At 41.7% G+C, this 18,505-nt stretch carries 16 protein-coding genes; 13 read left to right on the forward strand and 3 right to left on the reverse strand.

Translation table 11 applies throughout. The annotated features are described in order from the left end of the window. Positions 1–81: 81 nt before the first annotated feature. From C1A07_RS09310 to C1A07_RS09370, 13 genes are all read left to right on the forward strand, one after another. A complete protein-coding gene (locus C1A07_RS09310; RefSeq protein ID WP_101876864.1) occupies positions 82–1,443 on the forward strand; it encodes a Wadjet anti-phage system protein JetA family protein in 1,362 nt (453 codons plus the stop codon). Then, complete coding sequence (locus C1A07_RS09315) at positions 1,443–2,063, forward strand: DUF4194 domain-containing protein (protein ID WP_101876865.1); 621 nt, start codon at positions 1,443–1,445, stop codon at positions 2,061–2,063. The genes C1A07_RS09310 and C1A07_RS09315 overlap by 1 nt, the downstream gene beginning before the upstream one ends. Further along, a complete protein-coding gene (locus tag C1A07_RS09320) occupies positions 2,035–5,433 on the forward strand; it encodes an ATP-binding protein (protein WP_180952220.1) in 3,399 nt (1,132 codons plus the stop codon). The genes C1A07_RS09315 and C1A07_RS09320 overlap by 29 nt, the downstream gene beginning before the upstream one ends. Continuing rightward, a complete protein-coding gene (locus C1A07_RS09325; protein WP_101876867.1) occupies positions 5,424–6,602 on the forward strand; it encodes a Wadjet anti-phage system protein JetD domain-containing protein in 1,179 nt (392 codons plus the stop codon). The genes C1A07_RS09320 and C1A07_RS09325 overlap by 10 nt, the downstream gene beginning before the upstream one ends. Positions 6,603–6,604: 2 nt before the next feature. Continuing rightward, entirely contained in the window at positions 6,605–7,549 is a 945-nt protein-coding gene (locus C1A07_RS09330) for an AEC family transporter (protein ID WP_101876868.1), read from the forward strand. 15 nt (positions 7,550–7,564) lie between these two features. Next, positions 7,565–8,365, forward strand: coding sequence for a pyrroline-5-carboxylate reductase (gene proC, locus C1A07_RS09335; RefSeq protein WP_101876869.1), 801 nt, complete (start codon positions 7,565–7,567; stop codon positions 8,363–8,365). A 360-nt stretch (positions 8,366–8,725) separates the two neighbouring features. Beyond that, positions 8,726–10,072, forward strand: coding sequence for a nickel pincer cofactor-dependent isomerase, group 22 (locus tag C1A07_RS09340; RefSeq protein WP_101876870.1), 1,347 nt, complete (start codon positions 8,726–8,728; stop codon positions 10,070–10,072). Further along, complete coding sequence (locus C1A07_RS09345) at positions 10,050–11,414, forward strand: glycerate kinase type-2 family protein (protein WP_180952221.1); 1,365 nt, start codon at positions 10,050–10,052, stop codon at positions 11,412–11,414. Before C1A07_RS09340 ends, C1A07_RS09345 begins: the two co-directional genes overlap by 23 nt. A 21-nt stretch (positions 11,415–11,435) precedes the next feature. Further along, positions 11,436–12,704, forward strand: a complete 1,269-nt coding sequence (eno, locus tag C1A07_RS09350; protein WP_101876872.1) for a phosphopyruvate hydratase — start codon at positions 11,436–11,438, stop codon at positions 12,702–12,704. A 40-nt stretch (positions 12,705–12,744) separates the two neighbouring features. Next, positions 12,745–13,380 carry a GntR family transcriptional regulator gene (locus C1A07_RS09355; protein ID WP_180952222.1) on the forward strand — a complete coding sequence of 212 codons (636 nt, stop codon included), beginning with the start codon at positions 12,745–12,747 and terminating at the stop codon, positions 13,378–13,380. A 22-nt stretch (positions 13,381–13,402) separates the two neighbouring features. Beyond that, positions 13,403–14,374: a Bug family tripartite tricarboxylate transporter substrate binding protein gene (locus tag C1A07_RS09360; protein WP_101876874.1), complete on the forward strand. Its 972-nt coding sequence runs from the start codon at positions 13,403–13,405 to the stop codon at positions 14,372–14,374. 29 nt (positions 14,375–14,403) lie between these two features. Continuing rightward, positions 14,404–14,904 (forward strand): tripartite tricarboxylate transporter TctB family protein, encoded by a 501-nt coding sequence (locus C1A07_RS09365; RefSeq protein WP_101876875.1) that lies wholly within the window; start codon positions 14,404–14,406, stop codon positions 14,902–14,904. A gap of 10 nt (positions 14,905–14,914) precedes the next feature. Beyond that, the gene (locus C1A07_RS09370) at positions 14,915–16,411 is read left to right on the forward strand and encodes a tripartite tricarboxylate transporter permease (protein ID WP_180952223.1); all 1,497 of its coding nucleotides are present in this window, start codon (positions 14,915–14,917) and stop codon (positions 16,409–16,411) included. 64 nt (positions 16,412–16,475) lie between these two features. On the opposite strand, the gene C1A07_RS09375 is transcribed toward C1A07_RS09370, so the two are convergent. The 3 genes from C1A07_RS09375 to asnA all read right to left on the reverse strand — a co-directional run bounded on the left by C1A07_RS09375 (position 16,476) and on the right by asnA (position 18,419). Continuing rightward, positions 16,476–16,766 carry a type II toxin-antitoxin system YafQ family toxin gene (locus tag C1A07_RS09375; RefSeq protein WP_101876877.1) on the reverse strand — a complete coding sequence of 97 codons (291 nt, stop codon included), beginning with the start codon at positions 16,764–16,766 and terminating at the stop codon, positions 16,476–16,478. Continuing rightward, positions 16,763–17,041, reverse strand: a complete 279-nt coding sequence (locus C1A07_RS09380) for a type II toxin-antitoxin system RelB/DinJ family antitoxin (protein WP_101876878.1) — start codon at positions 17,039–17,041, stop codon at positions 16,763–16,765. Before C1A07_RS09380 ends, C1A07_RS09375 begins: the two co-directional genes overlap by 4 nt. Positions 17,042–17,411: 370 nt before the next feature. Further along, the gene (gene asnA / locus C1A07_RS09385; RefSeq protein ID WP_101876879.1) at positions 17,412–18,419 is read right to left on the reverse strand and encodes an aspartate--ammonia ligase; all 1,008 of its coding nucleotides are present in this window, start codon (positions 18,417–18,419) and stop codon (positions 17,412–17,414) included. Positions 18,420–18,505 lie beyond the last annotated feature (86 nt).

Genomic DNA, 18,505 nt, shown 5'->3' on the forward strand with positions numbered 1-18,505 from the left:
TGGAGTAGGAGGGGGTTATATAATAGAAGGATGGTTAACGGAAAAGAATGGAAATTCCAATGAAAAGAGCTGATAAAATAAATGAAATTACTAAATGATATACCAGCCTCATTTTGGGCTTTATTTCGATCTCCTAACAGGGAGGTATACATAGAGGCCTTATTGAGAATTAACGAAGAATATGAGTACAGCAATTATTTTCTAAGTCGGGAAATGTGCATTCAGGTGCTGGGAGACTATTTTTCCAGAAAGCGGCTGCGAATCCAGCAAGAGGAACAGGAAGACGAGTTAGATGTGCTGGAGCCGCCGGCCACCAGAGTTTTAAATTGGCTGATTAAGACTCAGTGGCTGAAAAAGCTGGATGACTTTCACTCTTTTACTATAAATATAGTAATTCCTGACTATTCCTCAGTGTTTATTACTGCCTTTGAACGGTTAATAAAAGGCGGGGATGACGAGACAGAGGTTTATATTCAAAACATATACGCTAATTTGTTTTCATTTATCAATGATAAAAGAGCCGGGACAGGACTTTTAAATACGGCTCTGGTCAACACAAAAAGGCTGAATAAGGTGCTCCAGGAGCTGCTTCACAATATGGATAAATTTTTTACCAGCCTACTGGAGCAGGATTCCTACAGCGGGCTGCTAAAAGAGCATTTAGACGGATATGTGGAGGAAATTGTAAAAAAGAAATATCATCTGCTGAAAACCTCCGACAATTTTTATATGTATAAGGCGGACATAAAAAAGTGGCTGAATGAGCTGAGAGAAAATTATGATTTTCTGGAGCAGGCGGCAGCCAGAGGGGGAAATAACATTACAGCCGGGGATTTGGTTAAGATTTTAGATGATATTGACAGAGGATTTGACGCTATAGAACGGCGGATTGCCAATATGGATAAGGAGCATACAAAATATATTCGGGTAACAGTCAGCCGACTTTATTATCTGTTAAATAAGGAAGATGACACAAAGGGAGTAATTCTTCAAATGTTCCAGATTCTGTCTAAAATGGAGGACCCGGAACCGGGTATTAAGAAAATCGGAAATCAGTTGAATCTGTCTTATCAGGAGATTATTTCTGAAAAGTCTCTTTATAAAAAGAGAAAGCCTAAGGAGGCATTTAAGGAAAATCTTCAGGCTGAAAAGCTGGAGGAGGATTTGTCTGCAGAAGAGATTTTAAAGCTGAATAAAGTAAAGGCCAGATATTCTAAAGAGGAAATCTGCAGCTTTGTGGAGGAACGTATGGAAAATGGCCAGGCAGTAATCGGTGAGGACGGCATTCATACGGACCAGGAGTTTGAGAAGCTGATTTTGGCCTATGATTTTTCAGTAAAAAAGGAAAGCCCGTTTTATGTGGAAAAAGAGACTGAGGAGGGGGATATGGTGACAAATGGAGCTTATCGATATCCCAGGCTAACATTTACAAGGAGAAAATAATGATACCATATTTTAAAGAGCTTTCAGATGAAGAACAGGAAATCATTACGTCTGTAATTCAGCTGTTGTATCGCCAAACCTTTATTATGGAAAGAAAATATGAGAAAAAAACAGGGCGGTTTCAATATAGCAGAGAGTACAGATACTGTGAAAAGCATTTTGAATTTTTAAAAGAATATTTTGCAGTGGCAGGTATTACTTTAAAGGAAAGCAGGCAGACAGGGATTATTTATATACAAGGAGAGGGAGTAATAGGCGATAAGCTTCCTAAGTTAGCTACCTTATATCTGCTGATGTTAAAGGTTCTCTATGACGAGCAGATGAGCAAGGCATCCACCAGCGTACATATTTACACCACATTAGAGGAGCTAAATGAAAGACTGGATTCCTACAGACTTTTAGGCAGAATTCCTCCTACAGAGGTGAGAAAAGCTTTAACGCTTCTGAAAAAATACCAGATTATTGAGCCTGTGGACATGTTAGACGATATAGATGGCGGAACCAGACTGATTATTTATCCCAGCGTCAGCTTAGTTTTAATGGGGGACGACGCCAGAGGGCTTTTAGAATCCATGACAGAAGGGGAGGGTGATGAAAATGAGAACGAATCAGAGGTTTAAAGCCCTCAGCGGGATTTGTTTAAATAACTGGCATTATATTGACCACAGAACCTTGTTATTTAATGAAGGAATTAATTTCTTTACAGGTCATTCCGGAAGCGGAAAGTCTACAATTATTGATGCTATGCAGATTGTGCTGTACGCAGACACTGACGGCAGAGGTTTCTTCAATAAGGCGGCGGCTGACGACTCAGACAGAAATCTAATAGAATATTTGCGGGGAATGGTAAATATTGAGGACAATAACAATTTTTCTTATTTGAGAAACAGTAACTTTTCCAGCACTATTGTCTTAGAATTTCAGCAGACAGGAAACGGGGAAAAACAGTGCGTTGGCGTGGTGTTTGATGTGGAGACAGCTGCTAATGAGCGGCGGCATATGTTTTTTTGGCACAAAGGTCCCCTGCCTGGCCATGAGTACAGAACCTCCTCCAGAACAATGACTATAGAGGAGGTAAAGGATTATCTGAAGGATAATTTCACAGATGAAGAATATTTCTGCGGCTCTCACAACGACAGATTCAGAAGACTACTTTATGAGGTGTATTTAGGAGGTTTGGATAAAAATAAATTTCCTATGCTGTTTAAACGGGCAATTCCCTTCCGAATGAACATTAAGCTGGAGGATTTTGTAAAAGAGTATATTTGCACAGAGCAGAATATTCACATTGAGGATATGCAGGAAAGCGTTATGCAGTACGGCAGAATGAGGAGAAAAATCCAGGATACCTTTGAGGAAATTCAGCAGCTGGAGCAGATTCAGGAGAAGTTTGCCTGTGTGGAGGAAATCAGAAAAGAACAGGGGCTTTGTCAATACGCGGCTGATAAACTGGAGATTTTAGAGTGGACTCAGCAGATACATACATTAATTTACGAGATTCAGAATAGTGAAAAGGAGCTGGAGGGCCAGGAAAAGGAAGAGGTTAGGCTGTTAGAAAAAATTCAGCAGATGGAAAAAATCAGGGATGAGCTTTTAAAGAAAATATCAGCTACCGGGTATGATGAAATAAAAAACCAGCTGGGTTCTTTAAATGAGCTAATAGAGCAGCTGTTAAAAAGTAAGGGCAGATGGGACAGGACTGGAGAGGCATTAAAAAGATGGGAGGAGGAGGACTGCACTCCTAATCAGACCTTATGGGATATTGAAAGCTTTGTAAAGAAAAATATTTCTCAGGGAGAGATTAAAAGGCTGAAGCAGGGGCTGGCGGAGCTGAAAAAAGAGACGGAAGGTCAGAGAAAGGATGCCGAGGCGGAGATTCGTTTCTTAGAAAGGCGGGAAAAGGAGCTTACAAATGATTTAAAGCTGCTAAAAGGCGGAAAGAAAACTTATCCCAAGGAGCTGGAGGAGGCAAAATCCTATCTTCAGAGACGTTTATATGAGGAGACAAAAAAGTCTGTTTCTGTGGAGATTCTGGCAGATTTGCTGGATATTGGCAGCGAGCAGTGGCGAAACGCTGTGGAAGGTTATTTAGGCAATAATAAGCTGGCCCTTATGGTGGAGCCTAAATATGCCAGAACTGCCATGAAAATATATGGGGAGCTGGATAGAAAGAAGTATTTCCGGGTGGCGGTGGTGGACACAGAAAGAGTATGCGCAGATAAGCATACAGTGTTAAAATCTGCTTTGGCCGAGGAGGTCATTGCATATTCTGACTATGTACAGGCTTATATTCATTTTCTTTTGGGAAAGGTTATTAAGTGTGAGAATATAGATGAGCTGAGGCAGGAAAAAATAGGAATCACATCAGATTGTCTTTTGTATCACAGCTATCGTCTGCAGTATATTAATCCTGAATATTACACAAAAAGGGCCTATATCGGCGCTGTCAGCATGAAGAAAAGAATCGGGCAGATTGAGAAGGAGATAAAAGAGATTCAGGAAAATAAGCAGCCGTATATTCAGATAAAGAAAGACTGCGACAGAGTCTTAAATCTGGAATATTTAAGCTTGCCAGAGGAAGAGTATTCAAACTGGAAATTGGATATGGAACGCTGTGTGGAAAAAGAAAGGGATAAAAAGCTGCTGGAAAAGAAATTGGCAGAGTTAGATAGGGGCCAGGTTAGTCAGTGGACCAGGGAGAGGGAGGAGCTGAAAGAAGAAATTGAAGCTTCCTCTAAGCTAAGGGCCAGTGTTTCTCAGGCTATTTGGAGACTGCAGGAGGAGATTAAGAAAAAGAAAGAAAATAATGTTGCTCTCAATTATCAGCTGGAGGAAAGAAAAGGTCAGTTTAAGGAAGAAGAGGAAGGAGAGCTTAGAGTAAAGGAGATTTTAGAATCAAATCAAAAGGACTTTAAAAAGGCTGACGTTATAAATGTTTTAAGGTATGATAAATTAAAGGAAATCTACAGGCGAAAAGCTGAGGAGGCGGTGCAAAAACAGGAGGAAGCTTTTGGAAAGCTGATGGAGCAAAGAGTCTTTTATCTTCAGCAGCATCCGGAGAGAGCAGTTCCCTTGGAGAGAAGGGATAATCAGGCATATGACCAGCTGTTAAGCCAGCTGCAGTGCGACCAGCTGGCGACATATAAGGAAAGGGCGGAAGAGCAGGCAAGGGCCGCTGTAATCCATTTTAAGGAGGATTTTGTATATAAAATCAGAACAGCTATTAAGGAAGCTTTAATCAGAAAGGATGAGCTGAATAAGATTATCAGCAGTCTGGATTTCGGAAAAGATAAATATCAGTTTGTAATTGGCAGAAGCAAAGGACCGGACAGCCAGTATTATGATATGCTGATGGATGAGGATTTAGACATTAATCCTTCCAGCTTAAATAAATCTATGGAAAATCAGATGAATTTATTTACAATGAGCCATGAGGAAAAGTATGGAGCTATGTTAAATGAGCTGATACAGATTTTTATACCACCTGAGGGGGCTACTTTAGAGCAGCAGGAGGAAGCTAGACGGCAGATGGAGAAGTACGCCGATTACAGAACATATTTGTCCTTTGATATGCAGCAGATTATTGAAGGAGAAGAAACTATGAAAATACCCCTCAGCAGAATGATACGAAAAAACTCTGGAGGAGAGGGACAGAACCCCTTTTATGTAGCTCTTTTAGCCAGCTTTGCTCAGGCCTACAGAATTAATTTGTCGCCTAAGCTGGAGCGGGAGTCGACTATGCGCCTGGTAGTGCTGGACGAGGCATTTTCTAAAATGGACGGGGAAAAGGTAGCCAGCTGTATCCGCCTGATCAGAGGCCTGGGCTTCCAGGCGATTATCAGCGCCACCAATGATAAAATACAAAATTATCTGGAAAATGTAGATAAGACATTTGTTTTTGCCAATCCAAATAAAAAGCATATTTCTGTGCAGGAGTTTGAGAAAAGGCAGTTTGAGCAGCTGTCTGAGGAAGCAGGAGAATGGGATTAACAGAAATTATTATTGAAAAAATTGAGCGGTCTTCAGTTGACTGGAGAATAGGGGCGTCAGGCTTCCGCAATCTGAAAATTCAGGGCTGGATGTATAAGCAGTACGGACGGGAGGAAATGATTAAAGAAGCCAGAGAGCTGGAGCAGACAGGTTTGCTGAAGATTAAATGGGAAAGCTATGATTTTGATATTGGAGAAGTAAAATTTCAGCTGGGAGATCAGGAAGAATTTTACAAAAGATCAGGGAAAATTCCTAAAAGAGACAGGATACAGCAGCAGGAGGATTATGTGAAAAACTGGCTGGCCTGTATCTCTTCCCCCTGGCTGAAGGCTTATGGGGAAGATCTGCAAAGAGATTTAGAAAAGGGGAAAGAGCTGGATTTGGGAGAGTATAATCAGCAGCTGTTTTACTGTCTTGAGGAGCTAGACTGTTTAAGGGAGCCTATATTAAAAAAGGTCTTCAGCAAGTATGTATTTGGAGGTTCAAAGGTTTTTGAAAATCAGTACCAGGACGCTGTAATCCGAATTGCCAGAAGGAAAAAAGCAGACTTAGATGATAATATGGACGATCACACAATTTTAAGGGAGCTTTTTATTGAAGAGTATTCTCAGGAAATGTCTGTGAAAGGGAATTTGGTTTTAGAGCTGGAGGGAAAAATTTTAGACTTGTCGGCGTTTGTCTATGGCGTGGTGCTTACCAGCGCCACTATAGAAAAAGCAGGTATAAAAGAAAATCAGAAGATCACCAAGGTTGTGACAGTGGAGAATAAGGCTAATTATATTTCTATGCCCTATGAGGACAACACTTTGATTATATTTTCTCACGGCTACTTTTCCCCAAAAGAAAGAGTATTTCTAAAAAGGTTATATCATGTGCTGAAAGATAAGAAGGTTCAGTATTATCACACAGGGGATTTGGATTTTGGCGGCGTTCGCATTTTTCAGTTTATCAAAAAAGAGATTTTTCCGGAGGTACAGCCTTTTATGATGGATGTAAATACATTTGAAAGGTATAAAGATCTTGGGGAAAAAGCAGACGAGGGCATTTGCAGGAAGTTAAGGGGGATAAAAGAGCCGGTTCTTCAGAACCTAATAGATAAAATCTGTGATGAGGGACTTGTTATTGAGCAGGAAAGCTTTTTAGTGCCTCACAGAAAGGCGGGAAATTAAGAATGATACTTCAATCTATAAAGAGCGTTATGTCTCTTGTGTTGATGATGATGGTGGGTTTTTCAGTTACAAGAAAGCCCTGGTTTGGAAAGCAGGGAGAGAATTTTCTGTCTAAGCTGTGTATTCAGGTGGCAATTCCCTTGTACATGATAGTGAACGTATACGAAACCTGCGGTTCCAGAAAAGAGCTTTTGAATTTGCTCAAGTATTTTCCTATTCCCTTTGGCATTATAATATTTTTTATTATTGTAGGCTTTGCAGTGTCAAGGCTGATGAAAATTGAAAAGAAAAGGCAGGGAGCTTTTATTAATGTAATAGGCTTTTCCAACACAGTGTTCGTAGGCTTTCCCATTGTGACTGCTATTCTGGGGGAGGAAGCCCTGCCTATGGCTATGAGCTACTATATTGCCAATACTACCTTATTCTGGACAGTAGGGGCCTGGCTTTTAAGAAGAGACGGAGGGCAGGAGGGCTCCCTGTTTGCAAAGGATAATTTGAAGCGGATTGTATCTATGCCTATTGTTGGGTTTTTAACAGGTATTGTGCTGGTGGCGGCAAATGTGCAGATTCCGGATTGGATTTTTAATCCTGTGAATCAGCTGGGAAAGATGGCCACGCCTATTGCTATGATTGTAATTGGAAGTATTCTGCGGAATATAGATTTCAGGCAGATGAAAATGTCCAGAGATCTGGCGGTGCTGCTTTTAAACCGGTTTGTGGCCGCCCCCGCCTTGATGATGGCTATTCTCCTGCCTTTGCCTTTTAATGATATTGCAAAGCAGGTGTACTTAATTTTAATTATTATGCCCGCCATGACGCAGTTTGGAATTTTGGCCAAGGAGTCAGGGGCTGACTATGAATTCTGTACTTTGCTGATTGCAGTGACTACAGTTATCAGTATGGCCGTTATCCCTGTTTACACATTAATCTTAGGAATGGTTTTTTAAAAAGGAGAGTTTAAAATGAAGAGCTTAGAAAATACGAAAGTAGGATTTATTGGATTTGGCAATATGGCTCAGGCTATGGCGGAGGGAATGATTTTAAAAAAAGCAGTTGGCCCGGGGCAGATTTATGCTTGTGCGAAAAACTGGGAGAAGCTGCGGAAAAATACAGAGGAAAAAGGGATGAATCCTTGTAAGGATGCAGGGGAAGTAGTGGAAAAGGCGGACATAGTGATTATAGCGGTAAAACCTTATATGATTCAGGAGGTTATAAAACCGGTTAAGCAGATGTTAAAAGGAAAAATTCTAGTTTCTGTGGCAGCAGGAGTTCCTTTTGACAAATATGAGGAGATTCTGGAGCCGGGAACTCATCATTTAAGCACGATTCCAAATACTCCTGTGTCTATTGGAGAGGGAATTATTATTTGTGAAAGCAAGCATTCTCTGACAGAGGAGGAATTTAGCCTGGTGGAAAGCCTGCTGTCCTCTATAGGGCTGGTTCAGTCTGTGGAAACAAAGCAGTTAAGTGTTGCCGGCACTGTCAGCGGCTGCGGCCCTGCCTTTGCCAGTATGTTTATAGAGGCATTGTCCGACGCCGGGGTGCAGCACGGGCTGCCCAGAGCATTGTCCTATAAACTGGCTTCCCAGATGGTTGCCGGTACAGGAAAGCTTCAGTTAAGTACACAAGCTCATCCAGGAGCAATGAAGGATGCAGTGTGCTCGCCTGGAGGAACTACCATTGTGGGAGTCGCTGCATTAGAGAGAAGGGGATTTCGGTCAGCAGTGATTGACGCCATTGATGCTATTGAAAAGAAAAAATAGTTGAGCACGGCGTGCGAAACTATTTGCTACCCAAAGTTTGCGTTAGCAAAGTTTGGGTTTCCCGTAGTTTTTTATGGAACGAGTGAAATAAAAAATAGTAACACTCGTGAAAGACCTCGTGAACGATTTTTCATGTATCGCACGTAAGAATCCAAAATACGGATTCTAAGTGCTCATAACAATAAAAAAGGAAGTGGACGCAGAAGTATATATTCTGTGGAAGCTTCCTTTTTTTGCTATTTTGCACAAAGATGTTTGTAGGATTCGTCTATTGAATAGAGAAATAAAGCATGATAATATACTAGTATACTAGTAGACTAGAAAGAAGACGGAAGAACTTAAAGGGAGAAGGGGAATTGTATGAATGAAAATGTATATGAGCAGATTTTAAGGCCTGTAGTTTTTCCTAAAATGTATACAGTCAGGCAGAAGTTTAATGAAGATCATATTTTAAATGTTTCTGAGGCTGTATCCAGAGAGGTCCTTAATTTTCCGGGCATTGAAAAAATTACCAATAAGAAAGTGGCTTTGGCAGTGGGAAGCAGAGGGATCGCACAGCTGCCTGTGATTGTGAAGACTGTAATAGAGACTTTAAAAAGATTTACTGGTCATATTTACATTGTTCCGGCTATGGGAAGCCACGGAGGCGCAGTCAGTGAAAACCAGACAATGATTCTAAAGCACTTAGGGGTCAGTGAGGAGACGATGGGAGTTCCTGTTAAATCCAGCATGGACACGGACATTATTGGATTTACTGAGGATCAGATTCCTGTTTATTTTGATCATATGGCAAATCAGGGGGATTACACCATAACAATAGCCAGAATTAAGCCTCACTGCAGCTTTCGGGGAAAATATGAAAGCGGTATGGTAAAGATGAATGTAATTGGCCTGGGCAAGCAAAGAGGGGCGGATTACTGTCATTCCAGGGGAATGAAAAATATGGGCGAGAATCTTGAGAAAATCGGCAGAGTTCACATTGAAAAGTCTAATCTTTTGTTTTGCCTGGGATTAATGGAAAATGCATACGATCAAATTTGTATGGTAAGGGCGGTGGCCAGGGAAAAGATTATGGAGGAAGAGCCTGGCTTACTGGAGAAGGCAAAAACATACCTTCCAGGAATTCCCTTTGGAGATATTGATTTACTGGCGGTAGATGAAATAGGAAAAAATATTACAGGCACTGGAATGGACTGTAATGTTATTCAAAGATTTACCTCAGAGCATATGAAGGCAGTTCCATTTATTAAACGGCTGACTGTTTTGGATTTAACTGAAGAGTCAGACGGAAACGCTTCTGGAGCTGGCCTGGCCGATATTTCCACCAGACGATTATTTGAAAAAATGTCCTGGGAGAAAACTTACCCTAACAGTCTTACAGCCAGAACTACTGCAGGGTGTAAGATTCCAATGATTATGGAAAATGATTTTGACGCATTAAGAGCCGGAATAAAAACTGTTCCTGATATAAAGGAAGGCAGAGAGAGAATTGTAAGGATAAAAAATACTCTCAGGCTGGACGAGTTTCAGGTTTCTCAGGCCATTGCAGAGGAAATTATGGCGGGGGAGGAAGGCGCCAGGAAAGAAGGAGGAAAATCAGGCCAGTTAAAAATAATAAATAAAGAAGGGTTCTTCTGGGAGTTTGACCAGACCGGAGCATTAATAACAGGTTGGGAGGATGAAAATGGAAAAAACTCCGTTGTTTAAAAATGAAGAAATATTAAGCTTTGGAGATGAGAAAAGTTTAAGGCAGGACGTATTAAAAATTGTAGAGGCGGGAATCAGAAAGGTGATTCCTTATGAATCCACAAAAGATGCAATCTATTACAGAGATGGAGTACTGCAGATAGGAAAAATGAAATTTCAGAGGGAGGATATTGAAAATATTTATGTAGTAGGCGTTGGAAAAGGAGCTTTTCCCATAGCCCAGGCTCTAGATGAGATTTTTAAGGATGAGATTAGAGAAGGCTTTGTAATTGTAAAAGAGGGAGAAAAAAGAAGGCTGAATCACATTGAAATATTTGAATCCAGCCATCCTATTCCAGATGAAAGAAGTATAGAGGGAGCAAAGCGGATGGTGGAAATACTAAAAAAAGCTGGGCCTAAGGACCTGGTTTTGGCCGCCATAACAGGAGGCTCTTCTGCCTTAGCCAATTTGCCGGCAGAAGGCATCAGTATTCAGGATTTAAAAGATATTAACAGCCAGCTGTTAAAATGCGGGGCGGAAATCGGAAAAATGAATGCTGTCAGGAAGCATTTATGCATGATTAAGGGCGGACGGGCTGTGGCCTGCGGACAGCCAGCGGCAGTGATTACATTTACTTTTGATACAGCTCCTCCAGATATGCCCTGGCCAGATATGAGCCTTCCTGACCCTACTACCTTTCAGGACGCTGTTTATGTACTAAAAACTTATAATATTTGGGAGACGGCGCCGGAATCTGTAAAAAGCCGTCTGCTTTGGGGAGAATCTCACCCGGAGGCAGAGACCGTAAAAAGCTTAGAGGGGATGCGGCAGGAAATTATCAGTGTGGCAGACCCGGAGGCAGCCTGCAGGGCGGCTGCAGAACAGGCGGGAAAATTGGGATATAAGCCATATATTCTTTCTACCATTATGGAGGGAGAGGCCAAGGATGTGGGAGTTGTGCTGGCAGGTATTTCAGATGAAATATTGAAAAATAGCAGACCTTTTTCAAAGCCATGCGCCTTGATCTCAGGTGGAGAAACAACAGTTACAATTCAGGGAGAATGCGGGAAGGGAGGGCCTAACCAGGAAACAGTGCTGGGGTTTATAGATAAAATCAGGGCAAATCAGGGTTTTGCCTTTGTCAGCATAGATACAGACGGCACAGACGGCCCCTGCGATATTGCAGGTGGAATTGTATCAGGAAGCAGCAAAAAGGTTTTGGCGGAAAAGCACATTGATATAAATAAAGAATTGAGAAATCACAATTCTTCCCGGGTGCTTCAGTCCATAGACAGCGCTATTGTTACAGGCCATACAGGAACCAACGTAATGAATTTAAGGGTAGTTGTGCTAAAGGATTAAGAAAGGGGAGGGGGGAGAAAAATGGACTATATAGAAAAAATTATTGGACGGGAAATTTTAAATGCCAGGGGAAAGCCTACAGTGGAGGCTGAAATTATTACAAAGAATGGAATCCGCGCATTTGCCTCTGTTCCCAGCGGTACTTCAACCGGCATATATGAGGCCAAAGCCTTATATGACGGCCAGCCTAGATATGAGGGAAAGGGAACAAAGAAGGCTGCGGCCAATGTAAGCGGGGAAATATCATCATATCTTCACGGAACAGATATTACAGATCAGGCAAAAATCGACCAGGCTTTATGTAAGCTGGACGGAACTGAGGATAAGTCCAGATTGGGAGCCAACGCAGTGCTGGCAGTGTCAGCGGCTGCGGCCAGGGCAGGAGCTATGGCCAAAGGACTGCCTTTATACAAGTATTTAGCAGAAAAAAGGGAAGGGGGATATAAAGAAGAAAAGCTGTTTTTGCCTCATATTGTGGCAACAGTTATTGCCGGCGGAGTATTCTCTGATTCAGGCCTGGAGTTTGAGGATTATATGGCTGTGTTTCGCGGATTTTCTGCTTTCAGTCAGGAGTTGGACGCTTTGGCAGCTTTAAGAGGCAGGCTGGAGAAAAAACTAAGAGAAAAGTACGGGGCGTTCCCGGAGGACGGAGGAGCCCTGGCCCCGCCTCTTAAAAGTACGGAGGAAGCATTTTTCTGGATACTGGAAACTGCTAAGGACTTAAACATTGAAGATAAGGTTACTCTTGGGCTGGACGTGGCTGCCAGCGAGCTTTGGGATAACCAGAGACAGATGTATACTTTAGGCTCCGGAAAGAAACAGATGGCTGCCAAAGAGCTTAGCCTTTACTATGAGAAGCTTTATAAGGATTATCCCTTAACCTTTATTGAGGATGGATTCCACCAGGATGATTTTCAAAGCTTTGCTTGGCTGGGAAAAAGAATTCCAGAAGCACAGATTGTAGGAGATGATCTATTTGCTACAAATCCCAAAAGACTGTCTCAGGGAATTGCCCTTAGGGCCGGCAACGGGCTGCTGTTAAAAATGAATCAGATCGGCACAGTGACGGAAGCTGTGAAAGCCGCCCATATAGCCCGCAAACATCATTATGACGTCATTGTTTCTCTTAGGTCAGGGGAGACTACAGATGATTTTATTGCAGATTTGGCAGTGGCAGTAGGGGCAGGGCAGATTAAATTAGGATCTCCTGTAAGAGCTGAAAGAAATGCAAAATATAACAGGCTTCTGAGAATTGAGGAGGAATTAAGGGAAGAGAAAACAATAGATTAGTGGTATAATGATCCTAAAATACTTTAGGAGAGAGAAGGCCATGTTTAAGAATAAAAATATTAGTGATTTTGTTTATGAAAAAATATTAGAAGGTATTGTTCAGTTGAAATATGCTCCTGGTGAAAAAATTTCAGAAAATAAGCTGGCAGAAAGCCTTGGCGTAAGCAGAGCTCCTATAAAAAACGCGCTGGCCAAGCTGGAAAAGGGCGGTTATGTAATTATTCGACCTCAATACGGAACATTTGTCATGGAAATATCGGCAGAACGGACAAGACAAATTTGTGATGTCAGGCTTTCCTTAGAGGTTCAGGCCATAAAAGCAGCAGTTCATGCTGTGACAGAAGAGCAGCTGGCCAAGCTGGAAGTCAGATTCCAGACCATTGAGGGAATGGCGGAAGATACAGATGAAAAGAGAGAGTATATTTATCTTACAGACTCTCTGCTTCATCAGACAATTTATCAGGCTTCAGGAAATGAAATTATACCAGAAATTATGGATCGTTACAGCCCGGAAATCCAAAGACTGCAAAGAGCCAATATGACCTGGAGGGACAGGGGAGAGGGAACCCTGGCGGAAATGAAAAAAATCTTTCAGGCATTGAAGGACAGAAATTTGGAGGGGGCAGTACAGGCTATGGAGGAGCATATTTCCAATATTAAAGCGGCGATTAAATAAGAATTGGGCAGGAGGATGCACTATGAAGAAACAATTACTGGCGCTTGCAGTTGGAATGGCACTTGTATTATCTATGGCAACAGGATGTGAAAAAAAGACAAAAGAGTTTCCGCAGAAGGAGATTACAGTTGTAGTTCCATGGAGCCCGGGAGGCACAAATGATTTAATGGCAAGGGCTTTACAGCCAGTATTTAAGGAAAAATTTAATGTGGACCTGGTAGTGAAGAATACAGAGGGCGGCGGAAGCGCCGTAGGTATCAATGAAGTCCTTACTGCAAAAAATGACGGTTATACAGTAGGATTGGCTTCCAGCTCTTTTTTAGCTCTTGTAACTCAGGGCAGGGCAGAGGCTGACGTTGAAAAGATTACGAATATTTGCTCTGTATCTGAAGAACCGATTGTATTAGCAGTAAAGGCCGGAGGCAAGTTTGAAAAGGCTGAGGATTTTCTGGCTCAGGCCAAAACAGGACAAGTTTCTATCGGGGTTCCTGGTTCTAATAACGTAAATCAGGCCTATGCCATGCTTTTGGGACAAGCGGCTGAAGCAGACTTTTTATTTATGCCTTTTGACGGCGGTTCCAGAGTTATTACAGAGATTCTGGGAGATCATGTAGATTCAGGGGTACTAAAGCCCAGCGAGGTAATTTCTCAGGTCAATGCAGGTGAACTGAAGGTAATAGGAGTTTTTAATAAAGACGGGATTACGACTATGCCGGATGTGCCTACCTTTGAATCATTAGGATATGATGTGTTTACACTGGGAGAAATAAAGCAGGCATCCTATATCATGGCGCCGGAGGGAGTAGATGAGCAGGTAAAGGAGAAGCTGGCGTCTATGTTTAAAGAGGCGGTTGAATCTGAAGAGTTTAAAAGCTTTGCAGGGGAAAGCGGAATGATTTTACAGCCATTAACAGGAAAAGAGCTGGATACTTATGTGGGAGACATTTATAAAGCTTTAGATAATGCTGGAAAAGAGCTGTTTGCTGTTAATTAGTATAGGTTTAGGGTCTGGAGGCTTTCGTTATGAATCGTGAAGAGAAATTTTATGAGACAGTAGTATTAATAATGATAATTGGGGCGGCCTTGTTCCTTTATTGGACAGCTTTTACACAAGGCACTAATTTTTCAGGGGAAAATGAAATGGCTTCTATGGATATGCCTAAATATGTTTTTCTGGCTATTATAGGATTTAGCGGAATCCGGCTGATATCAGGAGGACTATTTTCAAAACGTGGGGAAAAAGAAGCTGAGGCGGAGAAGGAGAAGGGACAGGTAAAAGTTGACAAACGGGTGACGCTGTCTGCTATAGGAATTTTAGTTTATACAATTCTGTGGAATTTCTTAGGCTTTGGTCTGAGCAGCGCTGCATTTTTTATCTGGGAATCTAAGGTGCTTAAAAAGCAGTTTCAGCCGGGAAAAACTATATTGCTGGCAGCAGGGTATACAGTTCTTCTTTATATCATGTTTGGAGGAATTTTTCACGTAGAGTTTCCAGAGCCGATTCTGGAAATGATAGCAGGATAGGAGGAAGATGATGGAGGGTTTTACACATACTCTGACAATTGCAGGGGGAACTATATTAAATCCGGGGCTATTTTTGTTGATTACAGGCGGAACGTTTTTAGGACTGGTAATTGGATCCCTGCCTGGACTTTCAGCTACAATGGGAGTAGCGCTAATACTGCCCCTTACATTTACCATGGAGCCGGTCAGCGCCATAGGAATTATGATGGGAGTTTATATTGGAGGAATGGCAGGGGGAGCCGTATCGGCCACACTTTTAAATATCCCTGGCACCCCTTCAGCAGTAGTGACATGTTTAGACGGATACCCTATGGCAAAACAGGGAAAAGGGGCGGAGGCCTTAGGATGGGCGGCGTTTGCCTCTGGCTTTGGAAGTATTATCAGCTGGCTGGCTCTTACATTTTTTGCTCCAAAGCTGGCCAGGCTGTGTACCAGCTTCGGCTCACCGGAATACGCGGCTTTGGCATTTTTCGGCCTGACTATTATTGCGGCAGTATCCGGAAAATCTATATTAAAGGGACTGATTGCCGGCCTTCTTGGAATCTCTCTTTCCTTTGTAGGCACAGATCCAATATGGGGAGATTTAAGATTTACATATGGAAATATTAACTTAATGTCTGGAATTAACAGTATTCCGGCTATGATCGGACTGTACTCTATTCCTCAGATTCTTCTAAGCTGCACAGGGGAGGGAAATCCCCGTGTGGATACAAAGGAGCTGAGAATGAGGAACTTTATACCGTCCATGGGAAAGATCTGGAAGGAGAAATGGAATATTATCCGCTCCAGCGTCATTGGAACTTTAATCGGAATTATACCGGCAACAGGAGGTAATATAGCCGCGTTTATTGCATACGACCAGACAAAAAGAGTATCAAAAGAGCCAGAGTCCTTTGGAAAAGGAAATTATCAGGGAGTAATTGCTTCAGAAGCGGCAAATAACGGCGTGTGCGGCGGCGCTTTGATTCCCATGCTCACCTTAGGCATCCCGGGAGACAGTGTAACTGCTGTGCTTATGGGAGGTTTAGTCATACATGGAATGCGGCCTGGGCCGTCTTTATTTACAGATTACGGGGATGTTATGACAGAAATATTTACAACTGTGCTGATCGCCACAATTATGATGGTTGTCATTCAGTGCGTAGGCATTAAGCTGTTTGTAAGAGTTCTGAATATACCAGTAAATTATTTAGACGCTGCCTTAGTTATTTTATCCTTAGTAGGCTCCTACGCTTTAAGAAGTAATTATTTTGATGTAGTTCTTACTCTGGGAATTGGATTTGCAGGATATCTGCTGATAAAAGGAGGCTTCCCAACAGCTCCTATAGTACTTGGGCTGGTGTTAGGATCTATGTTTGAGGGGGAGACCAGAAGAGCCTTAAAATTAAGCGGCGGTTCTATAGATATTTTCTTTACAAGACCAGTGGCCTGTATATTTATTTTAATTGGATTTGTTGTGATCGCTTCCTCTGTGTGGAAGTCTGTAAAAGCCGGGAAGAAAAAATAATTTTATAAAATGGGTCTGGAGCAAACGCTTAGAAGATTTGTTCCAGACCTTGTTTTTATGAGATTTATTTACTAAATAAATCACTGTGTGTTCCTGTACGAGTCAAGGTTAATACTAATACATTTTCTTCAATATAGTAAATTAGAAGCCAGTTTGGAAGAATATGGCATTCTCGATGGCCGATCCAGTTTCCTGTGAGAGCATGGTCTTTATACTTATCTGAAAGTACCTCACCCATGGCAAGAGCCGTAATAACATCTTGAAGTAGATTAATCTTTAATCCTCGTTTTATCGCCAGCTTATAATCTTTTTTAAATTGAGTGGTTATTTTAACAGAATATTTGGCTTTTTTCATTTTTCTAAATCTGCGAACAACTCATCTAAATTTGTATAACCCTTTGTAGAAGGATCTTTCGCAATCCTTTCTGCCTCCAGCATGGTGGCAATAGTTTCTTTGGTAGGTTGATTTAAAGAAATATCAAAGGGAATTCTGCCTTCTCTAAGGGATTGACGAACAAAAATGTTAAATGCAGTTGAAAGGTTCATGCCAAGTTCAGAAAATAGTTTGTCGGCCTGTATTTTTAAATCTGAATCCATGCGGATGCTGATGTTTGTTGTGGTTCCAGCCATATAATCATCTCCTTTTCTGTGATAATTATATTATATGTTAAATGCACGAAAAAAACAATATATTGCACGAATATTTTAATATATAAAATAAAAAATAGTTGAGCACGGCGTGCGAAACTATTTGCTACCCAAACGAAGCGATAGCGGAGTTCGGGTTTCCCGTAGTTTTTTATGGAACGAGGGACGAGTGAAATAAAAAATAGTAATGCTCGTGAAAGACCTCGCAAACTATTTTTCATGTATCGCACGTAAGTGCTCATAATAACAAAAAAGTACTGTAAAACAACCAGTTATCACTTCTGATTATTTTACAGTACTATTCGTCTTAGAGAGCTATATTTTCATACTATAGGGATTCTGGGAACAACGCCTAAAGAAGTATTATATTGTTCTCTTTACATTCTTTTCTCATGCCGTCAGGCCATAAGCTGGCTTGAACTTCTCCGATATGAGCCCGGTCTAAAAGCAGCATACACAGACGTGACTGTCCAATACCGCCTCCGATCGTATATGGAAGCTCTTTATTTAAGATCATCTGATGATATGGGAATTTTTCACGTTCTGTACAGCCGGCTTTTTCTAACTGCTGGTGAAGTGAATTTTCATCTACGCGGATTCCCATACTGGAGATTTCTAAAGCGCAGTTTAAGTGTTCAAACCAGAATAAAATATCTCCGTTTAAGCTCCAATCGTCATAGTCTGGCGCACGTCCGTCGTGAGGCTCTCCGTTGCTTAGTTTATCTCCGATTTTCATAAGGAAAACGCAGCCGTGTTCTTTTGTGATTAAGTTTTCCCGCTCTTTTGGCGTTTTATCAGGATAGCGGTCTACTAACTCCTGGGTGGTGATGAAAGTAATATCCTTAGGAAGATGCTTTACAGCCTCCGGATATTTATACCAAACCTCGTGCTGCATATGCTTAATAATTTTAAAGATTGTGCGGACAGTGGCCTTTAAGGTATCAATGGTGCGCTCTTCCTTTGTAATAACCTTCTCCCAGTCCCACTGGTCCACATAGCAGGAGTGAAGATTATCTAAGGTCTCGTCTCTGCGGATTGCGTTCATATTCGTATATAGGCCCTCTCCCGGCTGAAAACCGTATTCATAAAGAGCCATACGTTTCCACTTTGCAAGAGAATGAACAACCTCTGCTGTTTCTCCTGGAATACCGGCTACGTCAAAGGAAACAGGCCGTTCCACGCCGTTTAGATCATCATTTAAACCGCTGCTTTTCCGTACAAATAAAGGGGCGGAAATACGTTCCAGGTTCATTTCCTTGCCAAACTCTTTTTGAAAGGTATCACGGATATACTTGATAGCCTCCTGGGTCTGACGAACGTCTAACTTAGGATCATAATTTTTGGGGAAAATAAGTGACATATGCTTGCCTCCTGTTTTAAGTATGCCTCAGCTGCCTGTTCAGAGCCTTTAGCCATGCTTGGATTTTTATAATACCGTATATTAGC

It is taken from the genome of Lachnoclostridium edouardi, from assembly GCF_900240245.1.
Lineage (GTDB): Bacteria > Bacillota > Clostridia > Lachnospirales > Lachnospiraceae > Lachnoclostridium_A > Lachnoclostridium_A edouardi.

Coding starts and splice junctions, on each gene's coding strand:
- C1A07_RS09310 (WP_101876864.1), top strand. CDS start 82: ATGAAATTACTAAATGATATACCAGCCTCATTTTGGGCTTTATTTCGA.
- C1A07_RS09315 (WP_101876865.1), top strand. CDS start 1,443: ATGATACCATATTTTAAAGAGCTTTCAGATGAAGAACAGGAAATCATT.
- C1A07_RS09320 (WP_180952220.1), top strand. CDS start 2,035: ATGAAAATGAGAACGAATCAGAGGTTTAAAGCCCTCAGCGGGATTTGT.
- C1A07_RS09325 (WP_101876867.1), top strand. CDS start 5,424: ATGGGATTAACAGAAATTATTATTGAAAAAATTGAGCGGTCTTCAGTT.
- C1A07_RS09330 (WP_101876868.1), top strand. CDS start 6,605: ATGATACTTCAATCTATAAAGAGCGTTATGTCTCTTGTGTTGATGATG.
- proC (WP_101876869.1), top strand. CDS start 7,565: ATGAAGAGCTTAGAAAATACGAAAGTAGGATTTATTGGATTTGGCAAT.
- C1A07_RS09340 (WP_101876870.1), top strand. CDS start 8,726: ATGAATGAAAATGTATATGAGCAGATTTTAAGGCCTGTAGTTTTTCCT.
- C1A07_RS09345 (WP_180952221.1), top strand. CDS start 10,050: ATGGAAAAAACTCCGTTGTTTAAAAATGAAGAAATATTAAGCTTTGGA.
- eno (WP_101876872.1), top strand. CDS start 11,436: ATGGACTATATAGAAAAAATTATTGGACGGGAAATTTTAAATGCCAGG.
- C1A07_RS09355 (WP_180952222.1), top strand. CDS start 12,745: ATGTTTAAGAATAAAAATATTAGTGATTTTGTTTATGAAAAAATATTA.
- C1A07_RS09360 (WP_101876874.1), top strand. CDS start 13,403: ATGAAGAAACAATTACTGGCGCTTGCAGTTGGAATGGCACTTGTATTA.
- C1A07_RS09365 (WP_101876875.1), top strand. CDS start 14,404: ATGAATCGTGAAGAGAAATTTTATGAGACAGTAGTATTAATAATGATA.
- C1A07_RS09370 (WP_180952223.1), top strand. CDS start 14,915: ATGGAGGGTTTTACACATACTCTGACAATTGCAGGGGGAACTATATTA.
- C1A07_RS09375 (WP_101876877.1), bottom strand. CDS start 16,766: ATGAAAAAAGCCAAATATTCTGTTAAAATAACCACTCAATTTAAAAAA.
- C1A07_RS09380 (WP_101876878.1), bottom strand. CDS start 17,041: ATGGCTGGAACCACAACAAACATCAGCATCCGCATGGATTCAGATTTA.
- asnA (WP_101876879.1), bottom strand. CDS start 18,419: ATGTCACTTATTTTCCCCAAAAATTATGATCCTAAGTTAGACGTTCGT.